Origin of the sequence: Luteimonas salinisoli (assembly GCF_013425525.1) — a bacterium.
GTDB classification, from domain to species: domain Bacteria; phylum Pseudomonadota; class Gammaproteobacteria; order Xanthomonadales; family Xanthomonadaceae; genus Luteimonas; species Luteimonas salinisoli.
In genome coordinates this window covers 46541-62072 of sequence record NZ_JACCKA010000054.1, presented here as the reverse complement: position 1 = coordinate 62072, position 15532 = coordinate 46541, and the positions used below count along the sequence as shown (strand labels likewise).

The following is a 15532-nucleotide window of genomic DNA, read 5'->3' as shown; positions in this document are numbered from 1 at the left end:
ATGCGCTGGACCGTGCTGGTCCTGTTGCTGGTTCCGGCGGCGGCCGCCGCCGCGGACCCGTTCCATCCGCACGTGGACTATCCGGTCGTCGCCGAACGTGCCGGGGACGCGGAGGGCTTCGTGCCCGCCGGCTGGCGCCTGGAACAGCGACACGCGGGCGATCTGGACGGCGACGGCCGCGACGACCTGGTGCTGCTGCTGAAGATGGACGATCCCGGCAATCGGATCCCGAACGAGGCGCTGGGGCCGCCCGTCTTCGATACCAATCCGAGGATGCTGGTCGCCGCCTTCGCCGAGCGGCCGGGCGGCTATCGGCGCGTGCTGGCCGACCATGCGCTGATTCCCAGGCCGTACTCGCCGACGCTGGACGACTTCCTCTCCGAGAACGGAGGGGTCGGCATCGTCGACGGCGCGTTGCGGATCGGCCTGCACCTGTGGGCGAGTGCGGGAACCTGGTCCACCAGCCGGAGCGGATTCACGTTCCGCTGGCGGGAGGGCTGCTTCCGCCTGGTGGGCCACGACCATCGCCACCTGCACCGCGGCAGCGGCGCGGTGCAGGAGACCAGCGCCAACTACCTCACGCGCAGGGCATGGAGGGCGGAAGGGTCGATCGAGGACGACGCCATGGAAAAGACCTGGCTGCGCCTGCCCGCGCAGCCGCTGCGCTGCCTGGAGGACATCGGCGACGGCTTCGCGTTCGATCCCGGCGTGCCGCCGACCGATCCGTGAGCGCCGTCTGGATCGTCCAGCGGACCGGGGACGTCCGCTTCCCCTACCGCATCGCCATCGAGCAGGCCGGCCGCGTGCTGTTCGCCGTTCGCGCGAAAGCCGCCTGGCCGGGGGCGGGAACGCAGGTGTTCTGCCTGCGCGAGCGCGAGCCGGACGCCGGCGGACCCCTGGACGACCTGGAGCGCGCGCCGGTCCTGCACCTTTCGCGCCTGGGCCGCAAGCTTTCCGTCGCCCTCGACCGCCCCCGGCGCAAACGCTGCGAGTTCCTGATCCTGGAGAAGCCGCGCCGCGACGGCGGCAGCTACGAGCAGGTCTTCTTCCGCACCGAGGCCGCGGTGCGCGCGCACAAGACCAGCAAGCGTGCCGAGCTGTCCGCGCGGTCCGGCGAGGCTCTCGACATCGTCGTCGACAGCCTCGAGCGCTACCCGTGGTCCTTCCCGGGCGCGAACGTGCAGCGCCGCAGGCTGCCGGTGGGCGACTACGCTCTGGCCCACGACGAGCGTCCGCTGGCGATCGTGGAGCGCAAGACGCTCGACAATCTGCTCGGCGACCTGTCCGAGCTCAAGGGCCTGCACCAGCAGCTCTCCGAGCTGGCCGCCTGGCCCCACGCCGCCCTGGTGATCGAGGCCCAGTACGCCGACTTCGGCAACCCCGCGAAGGTCGGCCGCTGGCCCACCGCCCACCTGTTGCGCGTGCTGGGCGAACTGCCGGCGCTGTTTCCGCGAGTGCAATGCATCTTCGCCGGCAACCGCAAGCTGGCCAACGTCTGGGCGCAACGCTGGTTCGGCGCCGTGCACGCGGCCATGCAGCAGCCGCGCCTGCCGCAGGTCGCCGAAGCCGCCGCACGCTACCGCGCGCAACCGGCCGACGGCGGCCTCGACGCCCGAATCCGCATCGCCGCCTTGCGCGACCTGCCCGATCGCTTCGAAGTCGCGCTGTTGCGGATGCAGTTTCCGGAAGCCCCGCCCGCGCGCGTCAAGTGCGTGCTCGACCAGCTCCGCGCGGAGGGATGCCTGCGCACCGAGGGTCGCGGTCGCGGCACTCGCTGGTGCCGGGCGGCGGCTGGCTGAAGGGACGCCACCGTTTCGCCATGGCGCCTGGCCGCGATCGTGCGAAGGCACTTCCCGCACCTCACCGAACAGCGGCCCCTCGATGCGCGGCTCGCGTGCGTTTCGAATCGCCTCGCCGGACGTCGCTTCCGGAAGATGAACACATTCCCGTACGGTTGCGCGCATCTCCACGCGACCTTGCAGCGCCCGCCGATACGGTGAGTCCGTCTATCGGAGGCGCGTCGGCGCCGCGGAGCAGGAATGGATGGCTCGAATGCAGCACCCGGGCATCGCCCCGGCGGTTGTCCGCTGGAGGCCGGCGGGCCGCCGGCCGCGCACGACGGCGGCGCGCGCGCCGACCCGCGCAGGGACTTCATGGAGTTCGTCGGCAGCGACCGTTTTCCCTGCGTGGGGTCGCGGCTGGCCCTGGTGCAGGACACCATCCGCATGCTCGAACTCGAATCGCTGGGCAGCCCGCGCAACGATGCGCCGCTGCTCGGCCGCCTGGAGCGCTTCGCGGCGATGGTGGATGCCAGCGACGCTGACGATCCGGCCGTGCACTCGCTGGCGGCGCTGTTCCGCGGCCCCGCCGGCATCGACGAGGCGCGCTTCGAATCGCTGCTGTGGGCCCAGCTGCAGCGCCTGCACGATCTCGACGCGCGGCGCGGCCGCCGCTGGGCGTCCGACGTCGACAGCGATCCCGACAGCCCGGATTTCAGCATGAGCCTGGCCGGCCATCCGTTCTTCGTGATCGGGTTGCACCCGGGTGCGTCGCGGATCGCCCGGCGCTTCGCCTGGCCGACGCTGGTGTTCAACTCGCATCGCCAGTTCGAGCGGCTTCGCGCCGACGGGAGGTTCGCGAAGATGCAGGCCGCCACCCGCGCCCGCGACCGCGAGCTGCAGGGCTCGATCAATCCCAACCTGAGCGACTACGGCGAGGCTTCCGAAGCGCGCCAGTACGGTGGCCGCGCCGTGGAAGCGGATTGGTGCTGTCCGCTCCAGGTCAGGAAGGCGGCATGAGCGGCGCGCGGGCCGTCGAGCGCATCCCGCCGTGCTCGGCGCGAGCGGTAGAACTGGAACGCGGCGACGAGCTGATCGTCATCGATCCGGAAGGCCAGCAGGTCAGCGACCTCGTCGCCTTCTCCCGCGACGACCTCGACGAGTACCTGTCCTCGGGGCGGTCGATCGACTATGCGTCGAAACTCTGGCTCAGCACCGGCGACCTGCTGTACTCCAACCGCAGCAGGCCGATGCTCGCCATCGTCGAGGACAGTTGCGGTCGCCACGACTTCACCCTGACGCCGTGCTCGAAGGACACCTTCGCCATCCTCTACGGGGAAACCGAGGGCCGTCCCGGCTGCGAGGGCAACCTGGCGCAGGCGCTGGCGCCGTACGGCATCGGCGTGGACCGCATCCCCATCGCCTTCAACGTGTTCATGCACGTGTCGGTGGACGCGGACACCGGCAGGATCGCGGTGCTGCCGCCGCGCAGCAGGCCGGGCGACAGCATCCGCCTGCGCGCGGAGATGCCGCTGGTGGTTGCCATGACCGCGTGTTCCGCCGGGCAGTCCAACAACTTCCGCTACAAGCCCATCGACTTCGGTATCGAACGCCTGGGCAAGCCCTGATTCCGGCAGCCGCTGCCGCCGGATCCTGCATCGCTTCGGGCAGCCGGTTCCGCGACGCGCGCATTTCGTCCCGACGGCGGCGTGACCGAGAACCCGGGAGAACGGCTTCCCTGGAACGATACGCACACGCCACGCACGCATCGCCATGACCGTCGCCGGTCTACCCTGTTGACGTACCCAGTCTGGAGCCGCTCATGACCGCAGAACGCGAACGCGTCGAACCCAACGAGCCCAAGGGCAATCCCCAGCGCAAGAGCTAACGAGACCGACGGCCAGCCGGGTCCCACCTCAGGCGTGCGCCCCGACCTGGAAAAGCGCCGCGACGGCCAGAAGGACGATACGGCCGGCGGCGTCGGCAAGGGCTACTGACCCGCGCGGGCATGGCCCGCTCCTGCCTGGGCCGCGCGCCTCGCATACCTGCAGGAGCGACCCATGGTCGCGAAAGCCGGCGCGGTCCCTGATCGGGCGGCAGCCACGCAGGGCGTTTCCCGTCGATCGAACTCCGCGACGCGGCCGGCTGCGGTCGAGCCTCCTCCAGCGGCGGGGACGCTGAACAGGTTCATCCGCGGATCGCACCTCCGCTGGCACCGCGCCCCCCGTGCCCCCATCTGCAGCGCATGGACCTGTTCGCTTCGCCACCGCAGACCCTGATCGAAGATGCCGACGGCGGCGTGCGCTACTGGCCGGCCTTCGCCGCGCCCGCCGAGGCCGATGCCTGGTTCGCCGCCCTGCAGCGCCAGGCGGCGTGGAAGAGCGAGCGCCGCAAGATGTACGACCGGGTGGTGGACGTGCCGCGCCTGCTCGCGGCCTACCGCACGGCCGCGCTTCCCGATGGGTTGCCGCTCGGGGAGATCTTCGCGCGCGTCCGGGCCGCGGTGCCGGCCCCGTACAACGCCGTCGGCCTCAACCTCTATCGCGACGGTGCCGACAGCGTGGCCATGCACAACGACAAGCTGCACACCATCGTGCCCGGCCATCCCATCACCCTGCTCAGCCTCGGCGACTCCCGGCGCATGCTGATTCGCGCCAAGGGCGGCGATCGCCGGCGCATCGCCGTCGAGCTCGCCCACGGCAGCCTGCTCAGCATGAGCCACGCTTCGCAGCTCACCCACGAGCACGGCATCCCGAAGACCGCGAGGCCGGTCGGAGCGCGCATGAGCATCGTGTTCCGGGTGCGGCCGGAGGCGCACGCCGCGAGTCCGTGATCGCTCCCCTTTCACGGCGCCCGCGCGAGGCTGAAAACCGTTCCCACAGTGGAGGGTTTGGCGATGATGGGCGATGGACGGTCGGATCAGGCCGCACCGGAAGACGAGCCGCGCGACGAGGGCGCCGCGGGCGAAGAGCCAACGCAAGAAGATGGACCCGTGTCGCAGAAGGGCGGCCGCGACGACGACGGCGAGGCGCGGGAAGACGCCGAAGACATCCGCAGGAAGGCCCCGACCGGCCTGCCGGGCGCGGCCGGTGGCGGCCTGATCGGCGGGTGAGGCGAGGGGGCCTGCCTAGGCGCGCCGCGCTCGCTGCTGGCGCCGGGTATTCGCGCCCACGGCGCGGCTCACGGGCGCGAGGCCGGCGGCGATGACCGCGTCGACGTCGCGCACCGCCCGCTGCGCATCGAACGCCGGCCAGGCGCCTGACCACCACGGCGTCCATGCCGCGCGTATCGCGCGGGCGAATTCGCGCTGCTGAAGCTCCAGCAGCGCCGTGCCCATCGCCGTCCAGCCTTCCTGGGCGGCGGCCAGCTTTTCCATGCCCATGCGGCGATGGTCGCGCCGTTGCGCCGCGCTGGGCGGGCCGGTCGTCGTGGCCATGTCGTACAGGCGCGTTGCGGCCACCGCGGGAGCGGCGAGCGACAGTGCGACGAGCTGGTGCAGGGTGGAGTGGGGGCGGCGAGGCATCGGCGGCTCGGTCGGGGCGATCGGCGCGAGCGTGGAGTACCGCAGTGGGAGGCGACGTGACGGACGAGGCGCCCCGCGACGTATCGCGTTCCGCGCCACGGACTGGCGCGGTGGACAGGGTCGCGGCGGGGATGGGCGACAATGGCGCACCCGCCACCACGCATCGAACGCCCGTCTTGAGACCCGAACGCCTGCTGCCGCTGATCGTCGCCACCGCGCTGTTCATCGAGAACATGGACTCCACCGCGATCGCGACCTCGCTGCCGCAGATCGCCTCGGACCTGGGCGTGGAGCCGGTGGCGCTGAAGCTGGCGCTGACCACCTACATGCTGGCCCTGGCGGTATTCATCCCGGTCAGCGGCTGGGTGGCGGACCGCTTCGGGGCGCGGCCGACCTTCATGGCGGCGATCGGCGTGTTCCTGATCGGCTCGCTGGGCTGCGCCGCGTCCGGGTCGCTGGGCGAGCTGGTGGCGGCGCGGTTCCTGCAGGGCACCGGCGGGGCGATGATGGTGCCCGTGGGGCGGCTGGTGCTGCTGCGCAGCGTGCCCAAGGCCGAGTTGGTGCGCGCGCTCAGCTGGCTGACCATTCCGGCACTGCTGGGGCCGATGCTGGGCCCGGTGCTGGGCGGGCTGATCACCACCTACGGCCACTGGCGTTTCATCTTCCTCATCAACATCCCGATGGGGCTGCTGGGGATCTGGCTGGCGTGGCGCCACATCCCGATGCTGCGTTCGGCGGTGGGGCCGCTGGACTGGCGCGGGTTCGCGCTGACCAGCGCTGGGCTCGGCCTGACCATCTTCGGCTTCGCCTCGATGGGCCGGCACCTGGTGAGCACGCCGTTGGCGGTGGGCTGCACGCTGCTGGGAATGGTGCTGCTGGCGCTGTACTGGCCGCATTCGCGGCGGCATGCGCATCCGTTGCTGCAGCTGGACCTGTTCCGGCTGTCCACCTTCCGCAACGGCGTGATCGGCGGTTCGCTGTTCCGCATCGGCATCGGCGCCACCCCGTTCCTGCTGCCGCTGATGCTGCAGATGGGGTTCGGGCTCAATCCGCTGCAGTCGGGACTGATCACCTTCACCTCGGCGGCCGGCGCGATGTTCATGAAGACGCTGGCGGCCGGGATCCTGAAACGGTTCGGGTTCCGCCGGGTGTTGATCGTCAACGCGCTGATCGCGTCGGCGCTGCTGTGCGGATTCGGACTGTTCCGTGCCGACACGCCGTATCCGCTGATGGTGGGCGTGCTGCTGGTGAGCGGTTGCTTCCGTTCGCTGCAGTTCACCAGCCTCAATGCGATCGTCTACGCGGACGTGGACCCGGCGCGGATGAGCCAGGCCAGCAGCCTGGCGGCGATGGCCCAGCAGGTGTCGCTGGCGATGGGCATCACCATCGGCGGCTATGCGCTCAGCATGGCGAGCGCGGCGACGGGCGACCCGATGGGCGCGGCGACGAACTTCGGCTTCGCGTTCCTCACGGTGGGCCTGATCTCGGCCACCTCGGTGGCGGCGATGTGGCGGCTGTCGCCGCACGCTGGCGCGGAGATGGCCGGTCGCGCGCAGCCCGGCGAAGAGATGTCCGAACCCAAGTCGATGGCGCGGCCGGGGACCTGAGGCGCGGGTCGCCCCCGCGGGAGCGGCGCATGGCCGCGAGGGCAACGGGAGTTTCGGGCGGTCCGGGTCGAGCACCCTGGCGTCGGCTGGAAGAGTGGCGGCATTGTCGGACGTTGGGCGACGCGCCGGCTTTCGCGGCCATGGGGCGCCCCTACGAAGCGCCGCTTGCCGCCGGTCGGGCGGGTTTCGACTTCGCCGCGCGTTTCGATGCCGCGGTCCCGGCCGCGGTGCGGCGCAGCTTGATCCACACCGGGGCATGGTCGCTGGCCTTCTCCAGGCCGCGGACCCAGCGATCGACGCCGGCATCGGCCAGGCGCGGCTGTAGCTGCGGATTGAGCAGGAGATGATCGATGCGCAGCCCCGCGTCGCGCTGCCAGTGCTGCCGGAAGTAGTCCCAGAAGGTGTAGATCCGCGCGTCCGGATGCACCGCGCGCAGTGCGTCGATCCAGCCCTGCGCCAGCAGGCGCCGGTAGCAGTCGCGCGTCTCCGGCTGCAGCAGCGCATCCTTGCGCCAGTGCTTCGGGTCGTAGATGTCCTCGTCTGTCGGCACCACGTTGAAATCGCCGGCGAGCACCACCGGGTGGCCGCTGTCGTACAGCCCGCGCGCGTGGCGGATCAGGCGTTCGAACCAGCGCAGCTTGTAGTCGAACTTCGGTCCGGGCTGCGGATTGCCGTTGGGCAGGTACAGGCAGCCGACCATCACCCCGTGCGCGGCCACCTCCAGGTAGCGGCTCTGCGCGTCGGCGCGGTCGCCGGGCAGGGCGCGGCGGCTTTCCACTGGATCGGCGCCGCGCGCCAGCACTGCCACGCCGTTCCAGGAGCGCTGGCCGACCCACAGCGCGCCGTAGCCTGCGCGCTCCACCTCCTCCCTGGGGAAACCCTCGTCGGCTGCCTTGAGTTCCTGCAGGCAGGCGACGTCCGGCTTCTCCTGCGCCAGCCACTGCAGCAGGTGCGGCAGCCGGGTACGGATGCCGTTGACGTTGAAGGTCGCGATCTTCAGGTGCCGGGGCATGGCTTCATCGGAGTGCGCTGCGGTTGCCGCACCCAGCCTGCCGCGCTGGGGACGGGAGGCGCGCGCGTGCCGTCGCGCTCAGGACTTCTTTCCCGCGCGCTTCTTGGCGGCGGTCTTGCGTCCGCTCCCCTTTGCGGCCGACTTGCGGGCGGTCTTGCGGCCTCCCTTCTTTGCCCCCGCCTTTCTCGCGGCTGTGCCGGATGACTTCTTCGCGGTCTTCTTCGTCGTCTTGCGTGTGGACTTTCTCGCGGCCTTCTTCGCGCTCTTGCCGGCAGTCGTCTTCGTCGCCTTGTTCGCGGCCTTCTTCCCCGAGGTCGTGGCTGCCTTCTTGGTGCTCTTCCCGGCGGCCTTCTTCGTCGTCTTCTTCGTGGCCTTCTTTCCCGACTTCTTGGCGGCCTTCTTGGTGGACTTCTTCTTCGCCTTCTTTCCGCCCTTGGCGCCGCCGTCCTGTTTGTTCACGGTGGCCCAGGCGATGCGCTCGGCGGCCGCGTCGCTGCGGCCGCGCTGCTTCTCGTTTTCCTCGATGTGCTCGGCCTTGCGCTTCTGCTTGCCCGAGTAGCTGGACTTGTCGCCACGCGGCATGGCTCGCTCCTGTACGGGGGCGTTCCACGAGCAGACTGCGTCGCCGGTCATGCCGGCGTGAAGAAAAGGCGGCGCGAGCGCGCTCGACTCGAGCGTCCCGATGCGAAGCGCATGCGGTTTCGATCAGGACGCGTGCGCGCGCACCCAGGCGACGTAGCGGTCCATCCAACCCTGGAGGAACTCGCGGCTGTCCTTGCCGATACCGCCGTCATCGTCGAACAACCCGTCCTTCGCCTGCAGGAACACCTCCGGCTGGCCCAGCGTGGGCATGTCGAGGTAGGCGAGCATGGTGCGCAAGTGCTGCTGCGCGCAGGCGGTGCCGATGGCGCCGATCGAGATCCCGAGCACACCGGCCGGTTTGCCGGCGAAGGCGCTCTGACCGTAGGGGCGCGAGGCGTGGTCGATGGCGTTCTTCAGTACGCCGGGGATCGAGCGATTGTATTCCGGGGTGACGAACAGCACGCCGTCGGCGGCGGAGATCGCCTGCTTGAGGCGCCGTGCAGGCTCCGGCTGGTCGTCGTCGTCGTCCTGGTTGTAGAGCGGCAGGTCGTCGAGGCGCTGGCGCTGGAATTCGATGTCGTGCGGGGCCAGCCGGGTCAGCGCTTCGGCCAGGCGGAGATTGAAGGATTCCCGGCGCAGGCTGCCGACGAGAACGGCGATGGTGAGGCTGGCCATGAGGACCTCCGAGACTGGCGGGTGGAACCGCATCCTCGCGCCGGGGGCGTTAACGGCCGGTGGCGGCGCGCCGTTTGCGCCGGGATCACGCCGACCGTGGCATCCCTGGCGACCCCGTGATCGAGACCCGACGATGAAGGCGCTCACCTGGCAAGGCACCCACGACGTGCGCGTGGAAAACGTTCCCGATCCGGTATTGCGGGACGACGACGACATCCTGCTGCGGGTCACCGCGACCGCGATCTGCGGCTCCGACCTGCACCTGTACCGGGGCAAGATTCCGGGCATGAACGACGGCGATATCCTCGGTCACGAATTCATGGGGGTGGTGGAGGAAGCCGGTGCGGGTGTCACCCGGCTCGAGCGCGGCGACCGTGTGGTGATCCCGTTCGTGATCGCGTGCGGGCGGTGCTTCCACTGCCAGCTGTCCGAGTACTCCGCCTGCGAGTCCACCAATACCGGCCCGGGCGCAGCGATGAACCGCAAGGGCATGAAGCCGCCGGCGGCGCTGTTCGGCTACAGCGCGCTGTACGGCGGCGTGCCCGGCGGGCAGGCCGAGTACGTGCGCGTGCCCAAGGCCAACGTGGGCCCGATCGTGGTGCCCGATGCGCTGCCCGACGAGCAGGTGCTGTTCCTCTCGGACATCCTCCCCACCGGCTATCAGGCGGTGGTCGACGCCGGCGTCGGCGAGGGCTCGACGGTCGCGATCTTCGGCGCCGGTCCGGTGGGGCTGATGGCGGCGGCCTGCTGCCGCATGCTCGGCGCGTCGAACATCTACATGGTCGACCACCACCCGTACCGGCTGGAGTTCGCGCGCCAGGCCTACGGCGTGGTGCCGATCGACTTCGACGAGCACGACGATCCGGCCCAGATGATCGTCGAGCAGACCCGCGGGCGCGGCGTCGACGCCAGCATCGATGCCGTGGGGTTCGAGGCCAAGGGCAGCGCGGTGGAAACGGTGATGACCAACCTCAAGCTCGAGGGCAGCAGCGGCAAGGCGCTGCGCCAGTGCATCGCCGCCACCCGCCGCTGCGGTACGGTGAGCGTTCCCGGTGTGTATGCCGGTTTCATCCACGCCTTCATGTTCGGCGACGCCTTCGACAAGGGCCTGACCTTCAAGATGGGGCAGACCCACGTGCAGAAGTACATGCCGGAACTACTTGAGCGCATCGGCGAGGGCCGCCTGGACCCCGCCGCGATCATCAGCCACCGGATGAAGCTGAGCGAAGCCGCGGAAGGCTACCGGATCTTCGACGAAAAGGAGCAGGACTGCCGCAAGGTGGTGCTCACCCCGGACTGACCGTCGCCCGCCCGCGACGGCGAACCCGGCCGCGGCCGTGCGGTCGTCGCCGGCCATGCGGGCGATGTCGCCGCCGGTCAGTCGGGACCTGGCCGAGGCGACGCTCGCGGTGGGAACGCGGCCGCAGCCGTCGGCCGTCGGCCGTAGTTCGGCAGTGGCCGCAGCCGGTCAGCCGGCCTGTCCGGCCTGGCTCCAGGTCTTCTGGAACGCCTCGCGCTGCTGGAAGCGGTCGGTCCAGTCCTTGAGGTTGCGATGGCCGTCCAATGGCACGCCGCAATAGCTGCTGTAGATCACCACGCTGGCGACGATCAGGTCGGCCAGCGAGAAGTCGTCGCCGAGCAGCCACCGACGATCGGCCAGGCGCGCGTCCAGGGTCGCGAGCATGGCGTCCATCTCGCGCAGGCAGTATTCGGCCATCGGCGCATGGCGTACCGCCGGGTCGACGCGGTCGCTCTGCGACAGGTTGAGGCGCTGCACCGCGCCGCCGTAGGTCACGTAGGCCCAGGTGGTCCAGGACAGCGCCTGCAGCCGATCGGGGGTGCCGGCCGCCGGCCACAGGCCGCGCTCGACGCCGTAGGTCTCGCCGAGCCACTGCATGATCGCCACCGCCTCGAACATCGGGGTGCCGTCGACCACCAGGGTGGGTACCACGCCATTGGGGTTGATCGCCAGGTACTCCGGCTGCTTCTGCTCGCCTGCGGACAGGTCCAGCATCACCAGCTCGTGCAGGACACCGAGTTCGGCCATCGCGTGGACCACCGGGGTGGCGCTGGACATCGGGGCGGCGTAGAGGGTCAGGGACATGGTTCGGACTCCTTCTGGGTAGGGTTCGGTCCGGGCGGGATGCGCCGGAACCGTGGAAAACAGGCTACGCGCCATCGAGGACAACTTCTGTCCTCGATCTGCGGCATCATGGCCGCCATGCTCGAGACCTCCGCCCGCCTGCTGCGCCTGCTCGCCCTGCTGCAGGCGCGCCGCTTCTGGACCGGCGCCGAACTGGCCGAACGCCTGCAGGTCACCCCGCGCACGGTGCGCCGCGACGCCGACAAGCTGCGCAGCCTCGGCTACCCGGTGCGCTCGAGCAGCGGCGTGGCCGGCGGCTACCAGCTCGGCGCCGGCAGCACGCTGCCGCCGCTGCTGCTCGAGGACGACGAGGCGCTGGCGGTGGCGCTGGGCCTGCGCATGGCCACCACCGGCAGCGTGGCGGGGATGGAGGAGAGCGCGGTCGGCGCGCTGGCCAAGCTGGAGCAGGTGCTGCCCGCGCGGCTGCGCAGGCGCGTGCGCGCGCTGCACGCGGCGGTGTCGCCGCTCGGGTTGAGCGGGCCGCTGGTGCAGCCCGAGGTGCTGACCACCCTGGGTGGCGCCTGCCGCGGCGAGCAGCGGGCGAGGTTCCGCTATCGCGACCGCGAAGGCCGCGGCAGCGAGCGCGAGGTGGAACCGCACGGCCTGGTGTGCGCCACGGGGCACTGGTACCTGGTCGGCTGGGACCTGCAGCGGCAGGACTGGCGCACCTTCCGGGTCGACCGGATCGACGCGCGCATCCTCACCGGGCAGCGCTTCATGCCACGGCCGATTCCCGGCGGCGACCTGGCGGCCTACGTCTCGCGCAACATCGCCTCGGCCCCCTATCCGGTGCGCGCGCGGGTGGTGCTGCACGCGCCGCACGCGCGGATGGCAGCGAAGATTCCGCCGCTGGTGGCGCGGCTGGAGCCGCTAGACGAATACCGCTGCCTGCTCGAAGCCGGCGCGCAGTCGCCGGAGACCCTGGCGTACCACCTGTCGATGATCGGGGTGGAGTTCGAGGTGCTGGAGCCGCCGGAGCTGGTGGCGCAGGTAGCCGCCATGGCCGGCCGGCTCACCCGCGCCGCCGTACGTGGTTCCCGTGCACCGTAGGAGCGCGCCATGCGCGCGAAGGCCGGCGCGGTACGCAACGCCGCGGATCGCCGCCGCGCCGGCCGGAGTTTGCCGCGGTTTCGCGGCCATGGGCCGCCCCTAGGGGCGGTGACCTCGATGGCGCGGCCTTCAGGCCTGGGCGTCCTCCTCGCGGTAGGCATCGACCGGGATGCAGGCGCACATGACGTTCTTGTCGCCGTACACGTTGTCCACCCGCGCGACAGGTGGCCAGTACTTGACCTGCCTGAGCACCGCCAGCGGGAAGGCCGCCAGCTCGCGCGGATAGGCGTGCGTCCACTCGCTGCCCGCCACCATGGCGGCGGTGTGCGGGGCGTGCTTGAGCGGGTTGTCGTCGCGGTCCAGGCGGCCGTCCTCGATCGCGCGGATCTCCTCGCGGATCTCGATCATCGCATCGCAGAAGCGGTCCAGTTCGTGCAGCGACTCGCTCTCGGTCGGTTCCACCATCAGCGTGCCGGCCACCGGGAAGCTGAGCGTGGGCGCGTGGAAGCCGAAGTCGATCAGGCGCTTGGCGACATCCTCGGCGCTGATGCCGGTGGCGTCCTTGATCGGGCGCAGGTCGAGAATGCACTCGTGCGCCACCAGGCCGTTGCGGCCGCTGTAGAGGGTCGGGTAGTGGTCGGCCAGGCGCCGCGACACGTAGTTGGCGTTGAGCATCGCCACCTGGCTGGCCTTGCGCAGGCCGTCGCGGCCCATGAGGGTGATGTACATCCAGCTGATCGGCAGGATGCTGGCGCTGCCGTAGGTGGCGGCGCTGACCATGCCGCCCTGGCCGACGCCGGCGGTAGGGTCGGGGTTGATGTCGCGGGGCTCCGGAATGCCGGCGTTCTGGCGCACCCCCCGCTCCGCCTGCGGACCAGGTCCGGTGCCGACTCCTTCGGCATCCCCATCCGCCGAGGGCGGACGCGGGCGGCCGTCATGACCATCGCCCATAGCCGGGGAAAGAGGGAAGGCGCCGGGCAGGTACGGGGCGAGGTGCGATTTCACCGCGCAGGGGCCTACGCCGGGGCCGCCGCCGCCATGCGGGATGCAGAAGGTCTTGTGCAGGTTGAGATGGCTGACGTCCGAGCCCCATCTGCCCGGCTGCGCCAGCCCCAGGATGGCGTTGAGGTTGGCGCCGTCGGTGTAGACCTGGCCGCCGTGCCGGTGCACGACCTCGCAGATCTCCACCACGTCCTCCTCGAACACGCCGTGGGTGGACGGGTAGGTCATCATGATCGCCGCCAGCCGCTCCGAGTACTGCTCGGCCTTGGCGCGGATGTCGGCCACGTCGACGTTGCCGTCCTTGTCGCAGCGGGTCACCACCACCTTCATGCCGCACAGCTGCGCAGAGGCGGGATTGGTGCCGTGGGCGGACTCGGGGATCAGGCAGATGTCGCGCTGGTCCTCGCCGCGGGCGCGGTGCCAGGCGCGGATCGCCAGCAGCCCGGCGTATTCGCCCTGGGCGCCGGAGTTGGGCTGCAGGCTGACGTTGTCGTAGCCGGTGCAGGCCGCCAGCATCGCCTCCAGCCCCTCGATCAGCTCGCGGTAGCCCTGCGCCTGCCCGGCCGGTGCCAGCGGGTGGATGTTGGCGAACTCCGGCCAGGTGACCGGGATCATCTCGGCGGTGGCGTTGAGCTTCATCGTGCACGAGCCCAGCGGGATCATGGTGCGGTCCAGCGCCAGGTCGCGGTCGGCCAGCATGCGCAGGTAGCGCAGCAGCTCGTGTTCGGAATGATGGGTGTTGAACACCGGGTGGGCGAGGAAGGCCGAGGTGCGCAGCAGCGCCGCCGGCAGCGCGTCGGCCGTGGCCGCGTCCAGCGCGTCCAGGTCGCCCAGCTCGATCCCGAACAGCCCGGCCAGGCGGATGACGTCCTCGCGGGTGGTGGTCTCGTCCAGGCTGATGCCCAGGCTGCCGGCGTCGATGTGGCGCAGGTTGATGCGGGCCTCGGCGGCGCGCGCGTGCAACCGGCCGGCGTCGATGCCGGTCACGTGCAGGGTGTCGAAGAAGTCGCCGCCCACGTCCACGCCGGCCTCGCGCAGGGCCGCGGCCAGGATGGCGGCGAAGCGGTGGGTGCGGCGGGCGATGCGCAGCAGCCCCTCCGGACCGTGGTAGACCGCGTACATCGAGGCCATCACCGCCAGCAGCACCTGCGCGGTGCAGATATTGGAGGTGGCCTTCTCGCGGCGGATGTGCTGCTCGCGGGTCTGCAGGGCGAGGCGGTAGGCGGGGTTGCCCTCGGCGTCGATCGACACGCCGATCAGCCGGCCCGGCATCGAGCGCTTGTAGGCGTCGCGGCAGGCCATGAACGCCGCGTGCGGCCCGCCGAAACCGAACGGCACGCCGAAGCGCTGGGTGTTGCCCACCACGATGTCGGCGCCCCATTCGCCGGGGGCCTTGAGCAGGGTGAGCGCCAGCAGGTCCACCGCCACGCACACCACGCCCTGGCGCGCGTGCACCGCCTCGGCCAGCGCGGCATGGTCCTTGGCGCGGCCGAAGGTGTCCGGATACTGCAGCAGCACGCCGAAGGCGTCCGCCTCCGCGGCCCTGTCGTCGTCGCCGACCAGCAGCTCGATGCCGAGCGGCTCGGCACGGGTGCGCAGCACCTCGATGGTCTGCGGGTGCACGCCGGCCGAGACGAAGAACGCCTGCGACTTCGCCTTCGACATGCGCCGCGCCAGGGTCATCGCCTCGGCCGCCGCGGTGGCCTCGTCCAGCAGCGAGGCGTTGGCGATCTCCATGCCGGTCAGGTCCGCGCACATGGTCTGGAAATTGATCAGCGCCTCCAGCCGGCCCTGCGAGATCTCCGCCTGGTAGGGGGTGTATGCGGTGTACCAGGCCGGGTTCTCGAGGATGTTGCGCAGGATGACGTTGGGGGTATGGGTGCCGTGATAGCCCTGGCCGATGAAGCTGCGGAACACCCGGTTGCGATCGGCTACCTGGCGGATGCGCGCCAGCGCCTCCTCCTCGGTCACCGACTCGGGCAGGTCCAGCGGATCGCGGGTGCGGATCGAGCCGGGCACGATGGCGTCGGTGAGCGACTCCAGCGAATCGAAGCCGACCGCCTCGAGCATCCGCGCGATCTCGGCGTCGTTGGGGCCGATGTGGCGGGCGATGAACGCGTCGTGCTGCTCGAGCGAGCGGAGGGACGTGGACTGGGACAT

Annotated in this window: 14 protein-coding genes and 2 pseudogenes; 9 read left to right on the top strand and 7 right to left on the bottom strand. The window is 70.8% G+C overall.

Going from position 1 to position 15532, the window contains the following annotated elements:
* From H0E84_RS08485 to H0E84_RS08460, 6 genes are all read left to right on the top strand, one after another.
* Window positions 1-729, top strand: a complete 729-nt coding sequence (locus tag H0E84_RS08485) for a hypothetical protein (protein ID WP_257644140.1) — start codon at window positions 1-3, stop codon at window positions 727-729.
* On the top strand, window positions 726-1799 hold the full coding sequence (locus H0E84_RS08480) for an ERCC4 domain-containing protein (protein ID WP_180678210.1): 1074 nt from the start codon (window positions 726-728) through the stop codon (window positions 1797-1799). The genes H0E84_RS08485 and H0E84_RS08480 overlap by 4 nt, the downstream gene beginning before the upstream one ends.
* A 240-nt stretch (window positions 1800-2039) precedes the next feature.
* Entirely contained in the window at window positions 2040-2798 is a 759-nt protein-coding gene (gene gntA / locus H0E84_RS08475; RefSeq protein WP_257644135.1) for a guanitoxin biosynthesis heme-dependent pre-guanitoxin N-hydroxylase GntA, read from the top strand.
* Entirely contained in the window at window positions 2795-3406 is a 612-nt protein-coding gene (locus H0E84_RS08470) for a DUF1989 domain-containing protein (protein ID WP_180678209.1), read from the top strand. The genes gntA and H0E84_RS08470 overlap by 4 nt, the downstream gene beginning before the upstream one ends.
* Window positions 3407-4023: 617 nt before the next feature.
* Window positions 4024-4611, top strand: coding sequence for an alpha-ketoglutarate-dependent dioxygenase AlkB (locus tag H0E84_RS08465; protein WP_180678208.1), 588 nt, complete (start codon window positions 4024-4026; stop codon window positions 4609-4611).
* A gap of 63 nt (window positions 4612-4674) precedes the next feature.
* Complete coding sequence (locus H0E84_RS08460; RefSeq protein ID WP_180678207.1) at window positions 4675-4890, top strand: hypothetical protein; 216 nt, start codon at window positions 4675-4677, stop codon at window positions 4888-4890.
* 15 nt (window positions 4891-4905) lie between these two features.
* Here the strand turns inward: H0E84_RS08460 and H0E84_RS08455 are convergent, their stop codons facing one another.
* Window positions 4906-5214, bottom strand: coding sequence for a hypothetical protein (locus H0E84_RS08455; RefSeq protein ID WP_180678206.1), 309 nt, complete (start codon window positions 5212-5214; stop codon window positions 4906-4908).
* 263 nt (window positions 5215-5477) lie between these two features.
* Between H0E84_RS08455 and H0E84_RS08450 the strand changes: the two genes are divergently transcribed.
* The gene (locus tag H0E84_RS08450) at window positions 5478-6908 is read left to right on the top strand and encodes an MFS transporter (RefSeq protein WP_180678205.1); all 1431 of its coding nucleotides are present in this window, start codon (window positions 5478-5480) and stop codon (window positions 6906-6908) included.
* A 151-nt stretch (window positions 6909-7059) separates the two neighbouring features.
* Here H0E84_RS08450 and xth read toward each other — a convergent pair whose 3' ends face one another.
* From xth to H0E84_RS08435, 3 genes are all read right to left on the bottom strand, one after another.
* A complete protein-coding gene (xth, locus tag H0E84_RS08445; RefSeq protein ID WP_180678204.1) occupies window positions 7060-7920 on the bottom strand; it encodes an exodeoxyribonuclease III in 861 nt (286 codons plus the stop codon).
* Between the two features lie 78 nt (window positions 7921-7998).
* Window positions 7999-8502: a hypothetical protein gene (locus tag H0E84_RS08440; RefSeq protein WP_180678203.1), complete on the bottom strand. Its 504-nt coding sequence runs from the start codon at window positions 8500-8502 to the stop codon at window positions 7999-8001.
* A gap of 123 nt (window positions 8503-8625) precedes the next feature.
* Window positions 8626-9177 carry an NADPH-dependent FMN reductase gene (locus H0E84_RS08435; protein WP_180678202.1) on the bottom strand — a complete coding sequence of 184 codons (552 nt, stop codon included), beginning with the start codon at window positions 9175-9177 and terminating at the stop codon, window positions 8626-8628.
* Between the two features lie 133 nt (window positions 9178-9310).
* On the opposite strand from H0E84_RS08435, the gene H0E84_RS08430 reads away from it, so the two are divergent.
* Entirely contained in the window at window positions 9311-10477 is a 1167-nt protein-coding gene (locus H0E84_RS08430) for a zinc-dependent alcohol dehydrogenase (RefSeq protein WP_180678201.1), read from the top strand.
* A gap of 168 nt (window positions 10478-10645) precedes the next feature.
* Here the strand turns inward: H0E84_RS08430 and H0E84_RS08425 are convergent, their stop codons facing one another.
* Window positions 10646-11281 carry a glutathione S-transferase family protein gene (locus H0E84_RS08425; protein WP_180678200.1) on the bottom strand — a complete coding sequence of 212 codons (636 nt, stop codon included), beginning with the start codon at window positions 11279-11281 and terminating at the stop codon, window positions 10646-10648.
* Between the two features lie 117 nt (window positions 11282-11398).
* Between H0E84_RS08425 and H0E84_RS08420 the strand changes: the two genes are divergently transcribed.
* The gene (locus H0E84_RS08420; protein ID WP_180678199.1) at window positions 11399-12370 is read left to right on the top strand and encodes a helix-turn-helix transcriptional regulator; all 972 of its coding nucleotides are present in this window, start codon (window positions 11399-11401) and stop codon (window positions 12368-12370) included.
* Window positions 12371-12499: 129 nt separating this feature from the next.
* Here the strand turns inward: H0E84_RS08420 and H0E84_RS20830 are convergent.
* A pseudogene (locus H0E84_RS20830) lies at window positions 12500-13156 on the bottom strand (glycine dehydrogenase (aminomethyl-transferring)); the annotation flags it as partial.
* A 189-nt stretch (window positions 13157-13345) separates the two neighbouring features.
* Window positions 13346-15532: pseudogene (gene gcvP / locus H0E84_RS08415) on the bottom strand (aminomethyl-transferring glycine dehydrogenase); the annotation flags it as partial.

What these genes read in the sequence shown, in the direction of transcription:
- H0E84_RS08485 (WP_257644140.1), top strand. Translation starts at nt 1, where the DNA reads ATGCGCTGGACCGTGCTGGTCCTGTTGCTGGTTCCGGCGGCGGCCGCC.
- H0E84_RS08430 (WP_180678201.1), top strand. Translation starts at nt 9,311, where the DNA reads ATGAAGGCGCTCACCTGGCAAGGCACCCACGACGTGCGCGTGGAAAAC.
- H0E84_RS08455 (WP_180678206.1), bottom strand. Translation starts at nt 5,214, where the DNA reads ATGGCCACGACGACCGGCCCGCCCAGCGCGGCGCAACGGCGCGACCAT.
- xth (WP_180678204.1), bottom strand. Translation starts at nt 7,920, where the DNA reads ATGCCCCGGCACCTGAAGATCGCGACCTTCAACGTCAACGGCATCCGT.
- H0E84_RS08440 (WP_180678203.1), bottom strand. Translation starts at nt 8,502, where the DNA reads ATGCCGCGTGGCGACAAGTCCAGCTACTCGGGCAAGCAGAAGCGCAAG.
- H0E84_RS08435 (WP_180678202.1), bottom strand. Translation starts at nt 9,177, where the DNA reads ATGGCCAGCCTCACCATCGCCGTTCTCGTCGGCAGCCTGCGCCGGGAA.
- H0E84_RS08470 (WP_180678209.1), top strand. Translation starts at nt 2,795, where the DNA reads ATGAGCGGCGCGCGGGCCGTCGAGCGCATCCCGCCGTGCTCGGCGCGA.
- H0E84_RS08460 (WP_180678207.1), top strand. Translation starts at nt 4,675, where the DNA reads ATGATGGGCGATGGACGGTCGGATCAGGCCGCACCGGAAGACGAGCCG.
- H0E84_RS08465 (WP_180678208.1), top strand. Translation starts at nt 4,024, where the DNA reads ATGGACCTGTTCGCTTCGCCACCGCAGACCCTGATCGAAGATGCCGAC.
- H0E84_RS08420 (WP_180678199.1), top strand. Translation starts at nt 11,399, where the DNA reads ATGCTCGAGACCTCCGCCCGCCTGCTGCGCCTGCTCGCCCTGCTGCAG.
- H0E84_RS08425 (WP_180678200.1), bottom strand. Translation starts at nt 11,281, where the DNA reads ATGTCCCTGACCCTCTACGCCGCCCCGATGTCCAGCGCCACCCCGGTG.
- gntA (WP_257644135.1), top strand. Translation starts at nt 2,040, where the DNA reads ATGGATGGCTCGAATGCAGCACCCGGGCATCGCCCCGGCGGTTGTCCG.